At 67.8% G+C, this 17637-nt stretch carries 15 protein-coding genes; 3 read left to right on the forward strand and 12 right to left on the reverse strand.

Features of this window, described 5'->3' with window-relative positions; genetic code table 11:
- Positions 1 to 67: 67 nt before the first annotated feature.
- From EC845_RS20290 to EC845_RS20320, 7 genes are all read right to left on the reverse strand, one after another.
- The gene (locus EC845_RS20290; protein WP_233598196.1) at positions 68 to 1291 is read right to left on the reverse strand and encodes an amidase; all 1224 of its coding nucleotides are present in this window, start codon (positions 1289 to 1291) and stop codon (positions 68 to 70) included.
- Positions 1292 to 1367: 76 nt separating this feature from the next.
- Entirely contained in the window at positions 1368 to 2414 is a 1047-nt protein-coding gene (locus tag EC845_RS20295) for an ABC transporter ATP-binding protein (RefSeq protein WP_199739876.1), read from the reverse strand.
- A complete protein-coding gene (locus tag EC845_RS20300) occupies positions 2407 to 3516 on the reverse strand; it encodes an ABC transporter ATP-binding protein (RefSeq protein WP_123299964.1) in 1110 nt (369 codons plus the stop codon). Before EC845_RS20300 ends, EC845_RS20295 begins: the two co-directional genes overlap by 8 nt.
- Positions 3513 to 4421, reverse strand: coding sequence for an ABC transporter permease (locus tag EC845_RS20305; RefSeq protein ID WP_123299965.1), 909 nt, complete (start codon positions 4419 to 4421; stop codon positions 3513 to 3515). The genes EC845_RS20300 and EC845_RS20305 overlap by 4 nt, the downstream gene beginning before the upstream one ends.
- A gap of 3 nt (positions 4422 to 4424) precedes the next feature.
- Positions 4425 to 5378: an ABC transporter permease gene (locus tag EC845_RS20310; protein WP_123299966.1), complete on the reverse strand. Its 954-nt coding sequence runs from the start codon at positions 5376 to 5378 to the stop codon at positions 4425 to 4427.
- Positions 5379 to 5493: 115 nt separating this feature from the next.
- Positions 5494 to 7128, reverse strand: coding sequence for an ABC transporter substrate-binding protein (locus EC845_RS20315; RefSeq protein ID WP_370451368.1), 1635 nt, complete (start codon positions 7126 to 7128; stop codon positions 5494 to 5496).
- 381 nt (positions 7129 to 7509) lie between these two features.
- On the reverse strand, positions 7510 to 7839 hold the full coding sequence (locus EC845_RS20320) for an SMR family transporter (protein WP_123299968.1): 330 nt from the start codon (positions 7837 to 7839) through the stop codon (positions 7510 to 7512).
- Positions 7840 to 8078: 239 nt separating this feature from the next.
- On the opposite strand from EC845_RS20320, the gene EC845_RS20325 reads away from it, so the two are divergent.
- The gene (locus EC845_RS20325) at positions 8079 to 8999 is read left to right on the forward strand and encodes an NYN domain-containing protein (RefSeq protein WP_158615743.1); all 921 of its coding nucleotides are present in this window, start codon (positions 8079 to 8081) and stop codon (positions 8997 to 8999) included.
- Between the two features lie 57 nt (positions 9000 to 9056).
- Here the strand turns inward: EC845_RS20325 and EC845_RS20330 are convergent, their stop codons facing one another.
- The 5 genes from EC845_RS20330 to EC845_RS20350 form a co-directional block, all read right to left on the reverse strand.
- Positions 9057 to 10073, reverse strand: coding sequence for a tripartite tricarboxylate transporter substrate binding protein (locus tag EC845_RS20330; protein ID WP_123299970.1), 1017 nt, complete (start codon positions 10071 to 10073; stop codon positions 9057 to 9059).
- Between the two features lie 164 nt (positions 10074 to 10237).
- Positions 10238 to 10747 (reverse strand): DUF3237 domain-containing protein, encoded by a 510-nt coding sequence (locus EC845_RS20335; protein WP_233598197.1) that lies wholly within the window; start codon positions 10745 to 10747, stop codon positions 10238 to 10240.
- Between the two features lie 21 nt (positions 10748 to 10768).
- Positions 10769 to 11533: an SDR family NAD(P)-dependent oxidoreductase gene (locus tag EC845_RS20340; RefSeq protein WP_123299971.1), complete on the reverse strand. Its 765-nt coding sequence runs from the start codon at positions 11531 to 11533 to the stop codon at positions 10769 to 10771.
- A gap of 23 nt (positions 11534 to 11556) precedes the next feature.
- A complete protein-coding gene (locus EC845_RS20345; RefSeq protein ID WP_123299972.1) occupies positions 11557 to 13467 on the reverse strand; it encodes a feruloyl-CoA synthase in 1911 nt (636 codons plus the stop codon).
- A 153-nt stretch (positions 13468 to 13620) separates the two neighbouring features.
- On the reverse strand, positions 13621 to 14409 hold the full coding sequence (locus tag EC845_RS20350) for a crotonase/enoyl-CoA hydratase family protein (protein ID WP_123299973.1): 789 nt from the start codon (positions 14407 to 14409) through the stop codon (positions 13621 to 13623).
- A gap of 195 nt (positions 14410 to 14604) precedes the next feature.
- Here EC845_RS20350 and EC845_RS20355 point away from each other — a divergent pair, with 195 nt between their 5' ends.
- Both EC845_RS20355 and EC845_RS20360 read left to right on the forward strand, forming a co-directional pair.
- Complete coding sequence (locus tag EC845_RS20355) at positions 14605 to 15846, forward strand: thiolase family protein (RefSeq protein ID WP_123299974.1); 1242 nt, start codon at positions 14605 to 14607, stop codon at positions 15844 to 15846.
- A 138-nt stretch (positions 15847 to 15984) separates the two neighbouring features.
- Positions 15985 to 17601, forward strand: coding sequence for an acyl CoA:acetate/3-ketoacid CoA transferase (locus EC845_RS20360; protein ID WP_123299975.1), 1617 nt, complete (start codon positions 15985 to 15987; stop codon positions 17599 to 17601).
- Positions 17602 to 17637: the final 36 nt, after the last annotated feature.

The raw sequence follows: 17637 nt of genomic DNA on the forward strand, positions 1-17637 counted from the left end.
TGCGTCGGCCGGTGCACGGCAGGGCAACCCGGCGGCTCAGGGGGCCCGACCACCCGAGCCGCGTGCTTCAGGGCATGAGCCGTGCAGCCAGGGCGATGAGCGAGTTGTCGCTGCCTCGCGGGCCGACCAGCGACAGTCCCAGCGGAATGCCGCCCAGCCGCATCAAGGGCAGCGAGATCTGGGGACAGCCCGACAGACCGGCCAGGCACAGCAGCCGAATGGCCTGGTTGCGGTAGTCGTCGAGTGCGTCTTCGCGCTGCGAGGCCAGCGGCGCCACGTTGGGCATGGTCGGCAGGACCAGCACGCCGTCGCGGCCGAGCAGGTCTTCGAAACGGGCACGGAAATCCCGCTGCACGGCCAGATGCGGCTCGACCTGCGCCGCGCTCAGCCCGCTCGACCAGACGAACCGCTCCTTCACGCCCGGCCCCAGTTGCAGGCCGTGCGCACGGATGAAAGCCCCCTGGCTCTGCCAGGCCTGCCATCCCTGGATATGGCGGAAAGCCCAATACAGATCGTCGGCCGGCTGCAGCAGGGCCCGCACGGGCGCCGGCCGGTCCAGTCCGCACGGCGCAAAACGCTGGAACTGCTTGCTCACGGCGCCTTGGACATCCGGGTCGAGCTCGGACAGCAGATCGGCGGCAAACAGCATGCGCGGCAGGGCCGGCAAGGGCTGGCTGTCCTCGCCCAGCAAAGCGGCCCCGGCCGCGGCAAAGAGCGGCATGTCGCGTGCAAACCAGCCGCAGGTGTCGAAGCCCGGCGACAGCGGCATGCAGCCCTCGAGGCCGATGCGCCCGTGCGTGGGCCGCATGCCGATGAGCCCGCAATGGCTGGCCGGCGCGCGCACCGAACCGCCCGTATCGCTGCCCAGTGCGAGGTCGGCCAGTCCGTTCGAAACGGCCGAGGCCGAACCCGAGCTGGATCCTCCGGCGATGCGGTCGGGGGCCGCTCCGTTGCGGGGCGCACCGAAGTGCGCGTTCTTGCCGTTCATCGAGAAGGCCAGCTCGTCGGTCACGACCTTGCCCGCGAACACGGCCCCCGCGTCCAACCAGGCCTGCACCGCCGGTGCCGTGGCCGCCTTGATGCCCGAGGCTGCCAGGGCATGCGGATTGCCGCAGCCCGTGGGGTAACCGGCCACATCGAAAATATCCTTGACCGCAAAACGTTTGCCCGACAAGGGCAAGGGCGCCGTGGCATGCGGCACCGGCGCCGGCGGATACGGCAGGAAACACCGTGCGGACTGCATGGATTGAAATGACGGCGCAGTGGAAATCGACGGGGTATCGACAGTCATGACGAGCCTTGTGATTGCGCACGGGGCGCAAGGACGGACGGGGTGCGCCCGGAACATGGACAACGACGCGTCCCGGTCATGCTGCAGCGCCGGCGGCGTGGTGCAGCGGGCTGCCCTGCAGGTGCTGCAGCTCATCGAGACGCAGGCAGCGGACTTCGTGGGCCGGGCCGACGCTGCGGGGCGGCGGCTGGGTGGCCCGGCAGGCTGCCTGCGCATGTGCGCAACGGTCGGCAAATGCGCAGCCCGCAGGCAGCCGGGCGAGATCGGGCGGCGAGCCGCCGATGGTCTGCAGACGCTGGCCTCGAACCATGGCGCCATGGCTGCGGCTCAGCAGCAGGGCCTGTGTGTACGGATGGCGCGGCCGCGACAGCAGTTGCGCGGCAGGCCCCTGCTCCACGATGCGTCCCGCGTACATCACGGCCATGCGATCGGCGACTTCGGCCGCGGCGCCGATGTCGTGCGTCACGAACACGATCGACAGGCCCAGTTCGCGCTGCAGATCGCGCAGCAGCAGCAGGATCTGGATCTGCACCGTGGCGTCGAGGGCGGTGGTGGGCTCGTCGGCCAGCAGCACCTGCGGATTGCAGGCCAGTGCCAGGGCAATCATGGCGCGCTGGCGCATGCCGCCCGACATCTCGTGGGCGTAGGCATCGAGCCGCCGCTCGGGGCTGGGAATGCGCACCTTCTGGAACAACCCCAGCGCCCGCTGCCGGGCCTGCGCCCGGCTCAGGCCTTCGTGCCGGCGCAGCGACTCGACGATCTGCTCGCCCACGGTGTAGACCGGGTCCAGCGCCAGCAGCGGCTCCTGGAAGATCATCGCGACGGTCTTTCCGCGCAGCCGCGACAGCTCGCGCGACGTGAGCTCGAGCACATCGTGGCCAGCCACTTCGAGCCGGCCGGTGTAGCGGGTGCTGGCTTCGGGGTGCAGCCGCATGCAGGCGCGCAGCGTCACGCTTTTGCCCGAGCCCGATTCGCCGATCAGCGCCACCACCTCGCCCTCGCCGACCCGCAGGTCGACGCCGTTGACGGCCTGGACACGCTGGCCGCCCGAGCGGAACTCGACATGCAGATCATGCAGCGCCACCCGGTCGCGGCGTTCGGATGGGGACAGGTCTTCAGCCATGGACGATCACCTCCTCGGGGCGGGTTCGGTAGCCCGATGCGGGCTCGTAGCGCAGACAGGCCACCTCGTGCCCGGCCCGGTGGGCGGCCAGCGTGGGCACCTGCTGCGCGCACACCGGCTGAGCCAGCGCGCAACGGGTGTGGAAACGGCAACCCGGCGGCGGGTCGATGGGATTGGGCGGGTCGCCCGACAGGGGCGCTTCCTGCGTGCGCTGGAGGGGATCGGTGCTGGGCATGGAGCGCAGCAAAGCCTGGGTGTAAGGATGGGCGGGCCGCTCGAAGACCGCCTCGGCGGGACCGACCTCGACCACCTGACCCAGGTACATCACCAGCACCCGGTCCGACATGAAACGCACCACGTTGAGGTCGTGGCTGATGAAGACATAGGTCAGGCCCAGGTCGCGCTTCAGGTCCATCAGCAGATTGAGCACCTGGGCTTCCACCGACTTGTCGAGCGCGGAGACCGCTTCGTCCAGGATCACCAGCCGGGGTTCGAGGGCCAGTGCCCGGGCGATGTTGACACGCTGGCGCTGGCCGCCCGACAGCTCGTGCGGATAGCGGCCGGCAAAGCGTGCGGGCTCCAGGCCCACCCGTGCCAGCAGGTCGTGCGCACGCACGATCGCCTGCCGCTGCGGCAGGCCATGCACCGTCGGCCCGAAGGCAATCGAGTCCTCGATGGTCATGCGCGGATTGAGCGACGAGTAGCTGTCCTGGAAGACCATCTGCGTCTGGCGCCGGAACTCGCGCAGCGGCAATTGCCGCGAGTCGACGGCCTGGCCGTCGAACACCAGTTCGCCCTGGTCCTGCGCGGTGAGCTGCATCAGCAGCCGGGCCGTGGTCGACTTGCCGCAGCCCGACTCGCCCACCACGCCCAGGGTCTCGCCCTTGAAGATGTCGAAACTCACGCCGTCGACCGCACGCACGGCCAACCGGGGCCGGCTGCCCCAGGCCAGGCCCTTGTTCTTGAGCGGAAAGTGCTTGCGCAACTGGCGCACGGCCAGCAGCGGCTGGCGCGGCCCGCCCACGTCGCGCGGATCGTTCGGTGCATCGCCCGAGGCCTGGGGCCTATCCGCAGGCGCTGCGGCAACTGCAAGCGGGTTCATTGTTTGACCTCCATCGCCGAACGCAGGCCGTCGGCCAGCATGTTGAAAGACACCGAAGTCACGAAAATCATCACGCCGGGCAGCGCTGCGATCCAGGGCTGGGTGTAGATGGCGGTGCGCAGGGTGTTGAGCATCAGGCCCCACTCCGGCTCGGGCGGCTTCACGCCCAAGCCCAGGAACGACAGCCCCGAGGCCAGGATCATCGACACCGAGATCAGGCTGGTCGCATACACGAAGACCGGTCCCACCACATTGCCCAGCACATGCCGCCGCACGATGGTCAGCGGCCCGGCACCCGAGGCCCGCGCTGCATCCACATAGTCGCTGCGCCGCACCTGCGTGGTCACGCTCTCGGCGATGCGTGCGATCTGCGGCACGAACACCACCGTCAGCGAGATCAGTGCATTGGTGATGCCCGCACCCAAGGCGCCCGACAGCGCGATGGCCAGCAGCACCGAAGGAAATGCGTAGAGCACGTCGATGCAGCGCATGATCACGGTGTTGATCCGGCCACCCGCATAACCGGCGAGCACACCGACACCGCCGCCGATCACGAAGGCCATGACCACCGGCGCGATGCCCATGAACAGCGACAAGCGGCCGCCCAGCATGAGACGCGACAGCATGTCGCGGCCCAGCTCGTCGGTGCCCAGCGGGAACCCTTCGGTGCCGATGGGACGCAGGCGCTTGAACATCGAGGTCGCGAACGGATCGGACGGCATGAGCCATGGCGCCAGCAGCGCCATGGCCACCAGCAGCACGATCACGGCCGCGGCGCCCATGGCCGTCGGGTTGCGCAGCAGGCGGCGCAGCACGTTGGCGCCATGGCTGCGCGAACGCTGGGCCACGACAGGCGCCGCCGTGGCGGAACGTGCGGCGAGATCCTGGGGAGAAATGGCTGACATGGTTCAGGCCCTTTCAATGCGGGGGTCGAGCAGGGCCTGCAGCACATCGACCAGCAGGTTGAGGGCCACGAAGAACAGCGCCAGCACCAGGATCGTGCCTTGGAGCAGTGGCAGGTCGCGCTGGAAGATGGCCTGATTGAGCAGGAAACCCGTGCCCGGCCAAGAGAACACGGTTTCGATCAGGATGGAGCCGCCCAGGAGATAGCCCAGTTGCAGCCCCATCACGGCCAGCGCCGTCGGTGCGCAGTTCTTCACCACGTGCCGGAAGACACCCCATTCCGACAGGCCGCGGGCACGCAGGCCGACCACGAACTCCTGCGACAGGATGTCGGCGACCAGGGCCCGCACCGTGCGCGCCACGATGCCCATGGGAATGAACGACATGGTGACGGCCGGCAGGATCATGTACTGGATGTGCGCATAGTCCCAGGCCCAGTCGCTCGAGCCGCCCGGCCCGGCACCGGTGGCCGGCAGCCACATCAGCTGGCTCGAGAAGATGATGACCAGCACCATGCCCAGCCAGTAGTGCGGCACGCTCACGCCGACGATCGCCATCAGCGAAGCCAGCCGGTCGCCCCAGGAGTTGCGGAAATAGCCGGCGACGAACCCGAACAGCGAACCCAGCGCAAAACCGATGAGCGTGGCCATGACGGCCAGCATCACGGTGTTGCCGACGGCCTTGAACACCTCGGCGGTCACCGGCCGGCTGGTCGCGATCGACGTTCCCAGATCGCCGTGCAACGCACGCCACAGCCAGTACACGAACTGCTCGGGCAGGCTGCGGTCGAAACCGTAGAGCCGCATCATCTGCTGCTGCAGCTCGGCCGATGCGTCGGCCGGCAGGATGGACACCAGCGGATCGCCCGGCGAGATGTGCACCAGCATGAAACACAGGAAGGACACGCCCAGCATGATGGGCAAGGCATAGGCCAGGCGTCGGATCAGATAGACAGGCATCGTGGACCCTTGTTCGTTCATCGCATGCGGTGCAGGCCCCAGGGCTCAGGGGCTTGCACCAACCGGCCCCGGCACGCACGCCCTGCGCGCCCGGGGCCTTCTCGAGCCCGGGGGCTCAGTCCATCGACAGCGTGGCCAGGTCGATGAACCAGCTCTTGGGCTGGACCACGCCCTTGACCTTGGCCGAGATCGCGCGCGGGCCGACGTCATGCGCCACGAACAGGAACGGGGCCTGGTCCACGATGTGCGCATGGAGATTGGCCAGTGCGGCGTCGCGGGCCTTGTCGTCGAACGTGGTGCGGGCCTTGTCGACCAGCTCGTCCATCTTGGGCTCGCTGTAGAAACCCCAGTTGTTGGAGACCGGCGGTTGCGCCTTGGTGCTCACGAAACGCACCATGGCAAAGAACGGATCCATCGTGGCCGCACTGACGTTGGTGGCGTGTGCGCCATGCGCCGTCGGGTCCTTGGCCCCCAGGCGCCAGCTCGAGAACAGCGTGTTCCACTCCACCACGTCGAACTCGACATCGAAATAGCAGGCCTTGAGGCTCTGCTGGATGAACTCGTTCATCGGCAGCGGCTGCATCTGGCCCGAGCCCGAAGCCGAGGTCTGAACCTTGACCTTGGCGGGCTTGGCCGCCGAGTAACCGGCCTCCTGCATCAGCTTCTGAGCGGCAGGCGCGTCGTACTTGATCTGGAAGGTCGGCGTGCCGCGCCAGGGATCGCCCGGCTCGGCGATGCCGGTGGCCTCGACCATCAGGCCGCCCAGCAATTCCTTGAGTGCCGTGCGGTTGAGGCACAGGTTGGCGGCCTGCCGCACCTTCAGGTCCTTGAAAGGCGAGTCCGGCAGCATGGAGAACTGCCAGGGCCACAGGTGAGGCTGCAGGTTGGCGTAGAGCTTGAAGCCGCGGGCCTTGATGGCCTCGACCGCGTCGGGTGCCGGGGCCTCGATCCAGTCGACCTGGCCCGACATGAGGGCTGCCGTGCGTGCGCTGGCTTCGGGCAGGGGCAGCAGCACCACGCGGTCGATGCGGGGGCGGCGCTTTTCATCCCAGTAGGCGGGGTTCTTCACGATTTCCAGGCGCTCGCGCGGCACCAGCCGGGTCTGCCGGAAAGGGCCGGTTCCAGAGGGGTCGGCCGCAAAGGCGGCCCAGGCCTGCTTGCTGCGCTCGGCCTTGTCGGTCACCGAGGCCGCCACGGCATCCAGCTTCTTCTGCCAGTGCACGGGCGACGCCATGAAGAGGTTGGTCAGGTTGATGGGCAGGAAGGAGTCGGGTTCGGAGGTCGTGAGCTCGACCGTCAGGTCGTCGATCTTGCGCGCCGTGCGCAACGTGGGCATGCGCGAGGCCGTGACGCCGATCTGCGCCGGGTCGTACTGCGCAGCGGTCTTGTCCAGCACCTTGCCCACGTTCCAGACCACGGCATCGGCATTGAACGGAGAGCCGTCGTGGAACAGCACGCCGGGGCGCAGCTTGAAGACCCACTTGGTCTTGTCGCTGGCGTCGACCGCCCAAGACAATGCCAGATCGGGAATGACCACGCTGGCCTTCGTTTCCGAGCTCAGATCCCACTGCGTGAGACTGTCGTAGAGCGGAATGCCGGTGAAGCGGTTGCCCTCGTAGCCCTGGTCGGGCTGTCCGGAGGTGCGCGGGATGTCCCCCGCCGTCATGCCGATACGCAGGACTTTTTCCTGGGCCCAGGCGGCAGAGCAACCTGCAGCCGCCAGCGACGCGGCCAGCGCCAGTCGCCGCAGGGCGGTTGCGCGGAAAAGGTGCAGTGGGAAACGACTCACGGAAAACCTCCAGACGGATCGATTGGGAATGACTGCTGCCTAGCAACTGCCATGCCAGCCAAAATCCATAAATCGATAAACGATTTCCAGAGGCCTATTTCGCGGATTCAAACACAAAGAACAGCGGCATTCGTTCAGTGCCGTATCGGACACAAAACGAAGATGCGCCAAGTTGGCGCCTTTTTGCACCCATGTGGGCATTTCTCTGCCCAAGAAACGGGCTGGAACACCAGAACACCTTCGCCAGTCAATATCGATAAACGATATCAATGATTCATATCATGCTGATCTGACGCCCAATGCGGACGAGAGCCCGCCGCGTGACCTCATGCCTCTGCCTCGTCAATGCGCAGCGGATTTCGAAAACAGGTTGATGACGACCACCCCTGCGATGATCAGGCCCATGCCGGCCAGTGCTGCGGCATCGAGCCGCTGCTTGTAGACCAGCCACGAGACCAGCGAGATGAGCACGATGCCCGCCCCCGACCAGATCGCATAGGCCACGCCGGTGGGCAAGGTACGCAGCGTGATGGTCAGGCAGTAGAAAGAGGCGACGTAACCCGCGACCGTGGCCACCGAGGGCCAAAGCCGGGTGAAGCTGTCGGAGGCCTTGAGGCAGGTGGTGGCGATCACCTCCAGCACGATGGCGGCGGCCAGATACGCATAAGTCATGGATGAGGGCTTCTTCAAAGGTTGTGCGGGCCAATGACGGCCACAACCGGATCGTAGCGTGGCGCCAGGACGGTGCACGCACGGGACTCGCGCCGGCTCGGCGCCGGCCTGCACGCGGCGCCGTCCGACGGGGCTTTGTGCTAGCCTACGGCTCTCAATGCTGGCCGCGACGCTCCGACGCTAATCCCTGTCGATCCCGGTCCGCCACCTTTCTCGCTTCATCCTTGCCTAATCCCTTCATGCGAACCAACCAATGCCGGATTGCCGTCTTCTACGACGGCACCTACCTCGCCAAAGTCCGAACCTATTACCTGATGCAGCATGCCAGACGTGCGCATCTGTCCATCAAGGGCCTGCACCAGTTCATCGAGGCCGAGGCCGCGCGTCATGAAAAGATGGACGCCGATCACTGCCGCATCGTCGACGCCGCGCATTTCCGCGGCCGCCTCAGCGCCCAGCAGGCCATGGAGCAGGACCGCCTGTTCGCCGAACGCGTGTTCGACGACGTGCTCATGCGGGCCGGCGTGGTGCAGCATCACCAGCATCTGGCCACGCGGCAAGACGGCTCGTTCGAGGAAAAGCGCGTCGACGTCTGGCTGGCGCTGGAGGCCTACGAGTACGCCACGCTGAAGAAACCGGACGTGATCGTGCTGGTCACCGGCGATGCCGACTTCGTGCCGCTGGTGCAGAAGCTCAACACCCTGGGCGTGCGCGTCATGGTCCTGGGCTGGGAATTCACCTACGAGCACGAAGGCCTGACCAAGAGCAGCCGCATTTCCTACGACCTGGTCGAACACGCCAACTACCCCATCCTCATGCACCAGGAGATCGATGCGCGCAGCAACGACCCCCTGGTCGACGGCATGTTCATCCCGCGCCAGGAGCCGCGCGAGAACCGCGTGGCGCAGCAGGACAAGCCGCGGCGCACCGGCAAGAACTGGTGCACCGGCACCATCGTCAACCTGCGCACGCAGCGCGACTACGGTTTCATCAAGCCCGACGATGCGGACGAGGACGGCAACGACGGCAACGTGTTTTTCCATCACAGCCACCTCAAGGGCCTGGACCGCGACGACCTCGAAGTCGGCCTGCACGTGCGCTACGAACTGCGCGCCACCGACCGCGAACCCGCGGCTTTCGAGGTGCAGAAGCTGGACTGACGCCGCCGCTCGTCCCTGCGCCCGGACACGAGACACCAGCGGCCTGCCGGCCCCGTCTCAGTCGGCGGTGAAGCCCGTGGCACGCACCGCAGCGCCCCATTGCTGCGAGTCGGCAGCGATCTGGGCACGAAAGGCCTGCGCGGTCGTTCCGGTGGCCCGAAAGCCCAGTTCCTCGATGCGGTTGCGCACGGCGGGATCGGCCATCGCAGCAGCGACGTCGGTCTCCAGACTGCGTGCCACCTCGGCGGGAATGCCGGCCGGCACCACCACGCCGAACCACGACACGAAGGACAGATCCTTGAGACCCTGCTCGGCGAACGTCGGCACCTGGGGCAGCATCGGCGCACGTCGGTCGCCCGTGGCGGCCAGGGCCAGCAGCTTGCCGGCCTGCACATGCGGCAGAGCCAGTCCCACGGTCGCGAAAACCCCTTGCACGTCGCCCGAGATCAGGCCGCCGATGGCGTCTCCCGTGTTGCGGTAGTGAACCGCTTCCGTCTTGAGCTCGAGCGCATCGCCCAGCATGTAGGCACCGAAATGACCGGGCGTGCCCGCACCGAAGGTCGCCATGAACAGGCCTTTGCCGGCACGGGCCTGGGCCGCGAAGGCCTGGACGTCGCGTGCGGGCGTTTTCTCGGGATTCACCAGCAGCACCAGGTCGGCGATCGCGGCCTGGCTGATGGGTTGGAAGTCGCGTGCCGGGTCGTAGACCAGCTTCTTGTAGGTATGCGGGGCGATGCACAGCTGGCCCGTTTCAGCCAGCATCAGGGTGTAGCCGTCGGCCGGCGCACGTGCGACCTCGCCCGCGGCGATGATGCCCGCCGCGCCCGGCTTGTTGTCGACCACCACGCCGACGCCGCCCCATCGGCTCGACAAGGCCTGCCCCAGCACCCGCGCCACGATGTCCGGGCCCGTGCCCGCCGGAAAACCCACGACCAGCCGCACAGGCCGCTGGGGATAGGCCTGCGCGGCATGGGCCGCCGCAGCGGACAACGGCTGCAGCGCCAGCGCGGCGAGGCCGGCCAGGCAGTGCCGGCGATTCAGCCCATGGGCTGCCGGATCGATGGGATGGGTCATGACGAGTCTCCTGGTTGGTTCTGGGCTTGGACGCTTGAAAAGGCGTGCCGGTACAAACGTGGCGCATTCGGCGCTCGTGGACGGGCACAGGGACGAACGCGATCGACCGCCCTCTCGGGCCGCGGCCGCGACGGGCGATCCGCAGGTCACCGTCGAAGAGCCGGCTACAGCACCTCGAAAAATCGCAGCGCCACCTGGCCGGGCAGGCGCACGCCATTGCCCACGAACAGGCGCTCGGACAACCAGGCCCAGCGCGGTGCCGCGGTCTCGAAGGTGGGCGTGCAACGGAAATAGACCTGGTCGGGGTTCACCGGCTCGCCGCGCGCCAGGCGCTGCATGACCTCGGGCGCGGCACTGCGCACGGCCCGATTGGCCACGTAGATCAACTCGCCGGCATCGGTCTCGAGCACGTAGCGCGCGTCCAGCTCGGCCAGCGTTGCGCCGACGATGCGCTGATGATCGGCGCCGCCGGCCAGCACCCGGGCCGACCAGGCCCGTCCCGAATGGACCCCGCCGGCACGGCCGCCGACGATGGGAATCAGGCGCCTTCCGCCGTAAGGACTCAGGCCCACGTCCTGCACCGCGCCGACCTCCACGAGCAGATCGGCGAACGGCCGCAGACCGGGCGCGGCGATGACGGGCATCTGCGCCCCAGGGAAGGAAAAATCCTGCATGTCGTGCTCCGGGGCCAGGGCTCAGCGCGGCGCCATGCGCAAGGCGCCGTCGAGCCGGATGACTTCGCCGTTGAGGTGGCCGTTGGCCACCACATGGCAGGCCAGTTGTGCGAACTCATCGGGATGGCCCAGCCGGGGCGGGAACGGGATCGAGGCCGCCAGCGACTTCTGCACCTCCTCGGGCAGCTCCTGCATCAGCGGCGTGGCAAAGAGCCCCGGCGCAAGGGTGCACACCCGGATGCCATGGCGCGCCAGATCCCGCGCCATCGGCAGCGTCATGCTGACCAGCCCTCCTTTCGAGGCGGCGTAGGCCTGCTGGCCGATCTGGCCGTCGAAGGCCGCGACCGAGGCCGTCAGCACGATGACGCCGCGCTCGCCATCGGCCAGCGGCTCCAGTCCTGCGCAGCGCGCGGCGAACAGCCGGCTGACGTTGTAGGCGCCCAGCAGATTGATGCGCACCACACGCTCGAAATCCTCGAGCGGTGCGGCGCTGCCGTCGCGCTGCACCATGCGCTTGGCGCCCCCGACGCCGGCGACGTTCATCAGCAGGCGAGCCGGCCCGTGTGCCGCAGCAGCCCGGGCCAATGCGGCCTGCACGCTGTCCGCATCGGTGATGTCGCAGCCCAGCGCCAGGCCGCCGATCTCGTGGGCGACCTGGGCGGCCCGGTCGCCGTTGCGGTCGAGCACGGCCACGCGTGCACCGGCCAGCGCCAAGGCACGGGCCGTGGCCTCGCCCAATCCCGATGCCCCGCCGGTCACGATGGCGGCTTGTCCCTTGATATCCATGACTGTCTCCTTGATGCGTATCGTCAGCCGGCCAGAGCCCGGCCGGCCTGGGCGGCGGGTGCACCGGCGGAGTGCGCCGGCGCTGCACCGCGGTCTGCCGGCAACAGCACACCGGGCAACGTGCCTTCGTGCAGCGCCTCGACCATGTCGGCGCGGTAGCTGAGCACGGCACGCTGGTTGATCGACCCCTTGTCGGTGATCTCGCCGCGGTCGATCGACGGCGGCTGCTCGAGCAACACCAGCCGTGCCACCCGGCTGGCGCTGCCTGTGGCACCGGCCGCCAGTTCGTCGAGCAGCGCCTGGAACCGCGCACGCACCGGCCCGCTCGCCAGCACCTGGGCCAGGCCGGCTTCGGGCGGCAGGCCCGACAGCCGCCGCACCGCGGCCACCGCCGGAAACACCATGGCACCGACTTCCTTGCGATTGAGGCCGGTGATGACCACATCCTGGATGAGCGGCGAACCCGCGGCGATCAAGCGGGCCCGCAGCGGCCCGACACTGACGAACGTGCCCGTCGACAGCTTGAAGTCCTCGGCGATGCGGCCGTCGAACTTCAGGCCGCGCTGCGGCTCGCCAGGTTCGATCCAGCACACCGCATCGCCGGTGCAGAAAAAACCCTCCTCGTCGAAAGCCTCTTGCGTGGCCTGCGCGTTGCGCCAGTAGCCCGTGGTCACATTGGGACCGCGATATCGCACCTCGGTCTTGTCGCCCATGGGGACGAGCTTGATCTCGAGTCCGGGCGCGGGCACCCCCAGGTCGCCCGCCCGCACGTGGGGGCTGTTCACGAACAGCGCGAAGGGCCCCGACTCGGTCATGCCCAGACCCGTTCCCATGACGATGCGCACACCCAGTTCGCGCTCCTGGCTCTGGTGCAACGCATCCCAGATCGGCTGCGACAAGGCGGCTGCCGCGTAAAAGAACAGATGCACCCGCGACAGCAGGCGCCGGCGCAGCACGTCGTCGGTCTTCATGGCCTGGGCGATGGCCTCGAAGCCGGTCGGCACGTTGAAGTACACCGACGGCGCGATCTCGCGCAGATTGCGCAACGTCTCGTGCATGAGGGCCGGGGTGGGCTTGCCGTCGTCGATGTACAGCGAGCCCCCGTTGTAGAGCACGATGCCGAAGTTGTGATTGCCGCCAAAGGTGTGGTTCCAGGGCAGCCAGTCCACCAGCACCAGATCGTCGCCTTTCAGAACCGGCAGCGACTGCGCCAGCTGCTCTTGATTGGCGCACCACATGCGATGGCTGTTGACCACGGCCTTGGGCAGCTTGGTCGAGCCGGAAGTGAACAGGAACTTGGCGATGTGATCCGGCGTGACCGCGTCGGCCGCGGCATCGGCCGCAGCCGAAGGCTCGGTGGCCAGCAGATCGTCGAAGCACAGGCTCGCACCCGTCTCGCGCGGCAGTGCGACGGCGCCGGTCGAGACGACTTCGCAATCCGCCGGCACCACGGCCGGTACGGCGCGTGCAAAGGCCTCGTGCGCGGAGACCAGCACCAGGCCGGGCGTCAGGGTCTCCATGACGTGCCGCAGCTTGCCGTAGTCGCTGCTGACGATGGCATAGGCGGGTGAAACCGAACAATACGGAATGCCGACATACAGGCAGGCCAACGCCAGCATGGCGTGCTCCAGGCTGTTTTCGCTCAGGATGGCGACGGGCCGCTGCGCATTCAGTCCGCGCGCCAGCAAAGCCGTTCCGATGCGCTGCGCAGCCTGGTGCGCCTGGGCAAAGCTCAGATGCAGCCAGTCGCCCAAGCTCCCGTCGGCCAGGCGCTCGCGCCGGGCGAACAGCGTGCGCCGGGGCCGCTCGGCTGCCCAGTGGCGCAGACGTTCGCCCATCGTCGGGGCATAGGGTGCCAGCGGCACATCGGCGCGGAGGTAGGTCACGCCCTCGGCGGTCTCGCGCACCTGCAGGCCGGACACCCCGTAAGGCATCGCCCGATAGGTGGGCAGACCGGCGGGCGGTGGATCTTCCGGCTGTCGTGCCGGCGTGGACGGGGAATGGGGGGAAAGCACCGTTTTGTCTCCTGGATGGTTTTTATGCGGGTGCGGATGGGTACGGGTACCGTCGAGAACGACCTCCCGGCTTCAGCCGTCGGCGCGGCGCACCTTCTCGGCCCGTCCGGCGAGGAAGGCGCCCACACGGGCCTTGGCCTCGGGAGCCGACTGCGCTATGGCGGCAACCAGCGACTCCGTCAGCAGGCCATGGTCGGCCGGCTGCTCGGCGATGCGCGGCAAGACCTGCGTGACGGCATAGTTGGTCATGGGCGCGTTGCCGGCCAGTCGTTCGGCCAGTTCCAGCGCCTTGTCGAGGGCGTGTCCGGCCGGCACCAGGTACTGGGCGAAACCGGCGCGCTCGCCCTCTTCCGCGTCGTAGACACGGCCGGTGAGCATCATGTCCGTCATGCGTGCCACGCCGATCAGCTTGGGCACACGAACCGAGCCGCCGCCGCCCACGAAAATGCCGCGCGAGCCTTCGGGCAAGGCGTAGAACGCGGTGGCATCGGCGACGCGGATGTGCGCGGCCGCCGCCAGCTCCAGGCCACCGCCGACCACGGCGCCATGCAATGCAGCGACCACCGGCACGCGGCCGAACTGCACGGCATCGAGCGCCTTGTGCCACATGCGCGAGTGATAGAGGCCTTGCTCGGCATCGCGCTCGCGCAGTTCGCCCAAGTCGAGTCCGGCGCAGAAATGTTCGCCCTCTCCGGCGATGACCACTGCGCGCACCTCGGCATCGAGCTGCTCGAACGCGTCGCGCAAGGCCAGCACCAGGCTGTCGTTGACGGCGTTGCGTTTGGCCGGGCGGTTCAGGCGCAGCAGCGCAATCGGGCCACGGCGCTCGAGGGTCAACAGATCGGTGACTGAATCAGCCATTTTTTTCCTTGTATGAATTTCGACTTCTTGCTTACATCTTATAAATACAAAAAATCAAAATCAACCAGATACAAGAGCATTTTTCGAATTCAAGGGTTTTCACCGATCATCAATCAGTTATTAAAAATAAATACTTGCATCACACACAAACCCTCCGGGAGCGCCTTTTTCCGCCCCCGTTATCGGACTGCCGCCATGAGCCAATTCAGCGCACTGATCGACGACACCTGGATCCTGGAGGGCTGCCGCACGCCCTTCATCGACTACTGCGGCGCCTTCGGCACCCTCTCGCCCACCGACATGGGCATCAAGGTCGCCCGCGAGGCGCTGGCACGCAGCGGCGTCGCGGCCACCGCTATCGAGAGCGTGATCGCCGGCTCGATGGCACAGGCGGATTTCGATGCCTACATGCTGCCGCGCCATATCGGGCTGTATGCGGGCGTGCCCATCGCCACGCCGTCCACGCTGGCCCAGCGCATCTGCGGCACGGGTTTCGAACTGTTCCGCCAGGCCGCCGATCAGATCGCTCTGGGCTATGCACGCACCGCTCTGGTGGTGGGCACCGAGTCGATGACGCGCAACCCCATCGCTGCGTACACCCACCGCAGCGGCTTCCGCCTGGGCGCGCCGGTCGAGTTCAAGGACTTCCTGTGGGAAGCGCTCGACGATCCGGCCGCCCGCGTGTCGATGATCCAGACCGCCGAGAACCTGGCGCGCCGCTACGGCATCACGCGGCCGGAAGTCGACGCCTATGCCAGCCAGTCGCAGGCACGCGCGCTGGCCGCACAGGAACGGGGCCTGTTCGATGAAGAAATCGTGACGGTGGACAACGAAGTGTTGGCACTCGAAGGCTACGAGCCGCGCGCCATCCGGCTGCCGCGCAAGACCGCCGCACAGTCGCGCGACACCCACCCCCGCCATTCGCCCGTCGAGGTACTGGCCGGACTCCGGCCCGTCTACGAAGGCGGCGTGCAGACGGCGGGCAACAGCTCGGCACTGGTCGACGGCGCGGCAGCCGCCGTCGTCGTCCACGGCGGCTACCTGCGCGAACACGGCCTCCATGCGCTGGCCAGGCTGCGCGGCGCCGCAGCCGCCGGTGTGCCGCCCGAGATCATGGGCATCGGCCCCGTGCCGGCCATCCAGGCGCTGCTGCAACGTGCCGGATTGCGGCTCGACGAGATCGGCCTGTTCGAAGTCAACGAAGCGCAAGGCGCACAGACCCTGGCGGTGGCACGCGAGCTCGAAATCGATCTGGACCGCCTCAACGTCAACGGCGGCGCCATCGCCATCGGCCATCCGCTGGCTGCCACCGGCGTGCGTGCGACGCTGACGCTGGCCCGCGAGCTGCGCCGCCGCGGCCTGCGCTACGGCATCGCTTCGGCCTGCGTGGGCGGCGGCCAGGGCATGGCCCTGCTGATCGAGAACCCGGATGCCTGAGGCTGCGCCGGGCGTGCCAGCCACCCACTCGGCCAAACCCCACGAACCCGCCACGATGCGGGCATCCCGCCCCTGATTCCGTGCTGCCCGCCCTCCCCGCGGACGGCCCCTCCTTCACCGCCCATTGCCCGACAGACCATGCACATCGTCTCCGCCCGCCAAGCCGCCGACCTGATCCCCGACGAGGCCACGCTGTTCCTCGGCGGCCTGGCCATGACCAGCCTGCCCGAAGCCCTGCTCAAGGGCATCGAAAGCCGCTTCCTCGAACACGGCCAGCCGCGCCTGCTCTCGACCTGGGCCTGCGGGGCCATCGGCAACAGCCGCGACGGCGGCATGGTGCACCTCGCCCACGCCGGACTCATCCGCCGGGTGGTCGCCGGCCATTTCGGCCAGACCGGCGCCGAGATGATGAAGATGGTGCACGACGGCGATGTCGAGGCCTACAACTTCCCGCAGGGCTCGCTGTCGCAGCTCACGCGCCACATCGCGAGCCGCTCGCCGGGCCTGCTCACGCAGGTCGGACTCGGCACCTTCGTCGACCCGCGGCTGGAAGGCGGAAAGCTCAACGGCCGCAGCCAGGAGGATCTGGTGCGGCTGGTCGATTTCAACGGCCAGGAATGGCTGCATTACCCCTGCCCGCGCATCGATGTCGCACTCATCCGCGCCACGCTGGCCGACGAGGACGGCAACCTCACGCTCGACAAGGAAGGCGTGCTGCTGGAACAGCTCGCCATTGCGCAGGCCGCCCGGGCCTGCGGCGGCATCGTGATCGCGCAGGTCGAGCGGGTCGTGGCCTCGGGCAGCCTGCACCCCAAGGCGGTGAAGATTCCCGGCGTGGTGGTGGACTACGTGGTGGTGGCCGAACCGGCCGACCACATGCAGAGCATCGCGACCGCCTTCAACCCCGCGCTGTGCGGCGATGTGCGCGTACCGCTGCACGACATTCCCGCCATGCCGCTGAACGAACGCAAGGTCATCGCCCGCCGTGCCGCCCTGGAACTGCGCCCGGGTGCCGTCACCAACCTGGGCATCGGCATCCCGGCCGGCGTGCCCGCCGTCGCCGCCGAGGAAGGCGTGGCCCACCTGCTGACGCTCAGCGTCGAAAGCGGCATCCACGGCGGCGTTCCGGCGCAGGGCGGCGACTTCGGCCTGGCCTACAACCCGCAGGCCATCATCGAACAGACCTCGCAGTTCGACTTCTACGACGGGGGCGGACTCGATGCCAGCTTCCTGGGTCTGGCGCAGACCGATGCCCACGGCAACGTCAACGTCAGCAAGTTCAATGGACGCCCCGTGGGCTGCGGCGGTTTCGTCAACATCACCCGCGCCACACGCAAGCTGGTGTTCTGCGGCACCTTCACGGCCGGCGGCTTGAAAGTCGCGGTCGAAGGCGGTCAGCTGCAGATCCTCAACGAAGGCCAGGTGCGCAAGTTCATCGACCAGGTCGAGCAGATCACGTTCAACGGCTCCGACGCCGCCCGGCGCGAGCAGGACGTGCTCTTCGTGACCGAACGCGCCGTCTTCCGCCTGCGCGCCGACGGACTGGAGCTGACCGAAGTGGCGCCGGGCATCGACATCGAACGCGACATCCTGGCCCACATGGCTTTCCGTCCCCACATGCCGAATGTACGGCTCATGGATGCGGACATCTTCAAGCCCCGATGGGGCGGCCTGGCTGCGGCACTCCACGCGGATGCAAACCCGCCCACGGCAACGGCGAAGGCAACCGTCGCCGCATCGGGGTCGCCCGTTTGAACATCGGCAAATGCATATTGAATGAAACGTTCAACG

This window comes from Comamonas sp. BIGb0124 (genome assembly GCF_003752175.1).
GTDB lineage: Bacteria > Pseudomonadota > Gammaproteobacteria > Burkholderiales > Burkholderiaceae_C > Comamonas_F.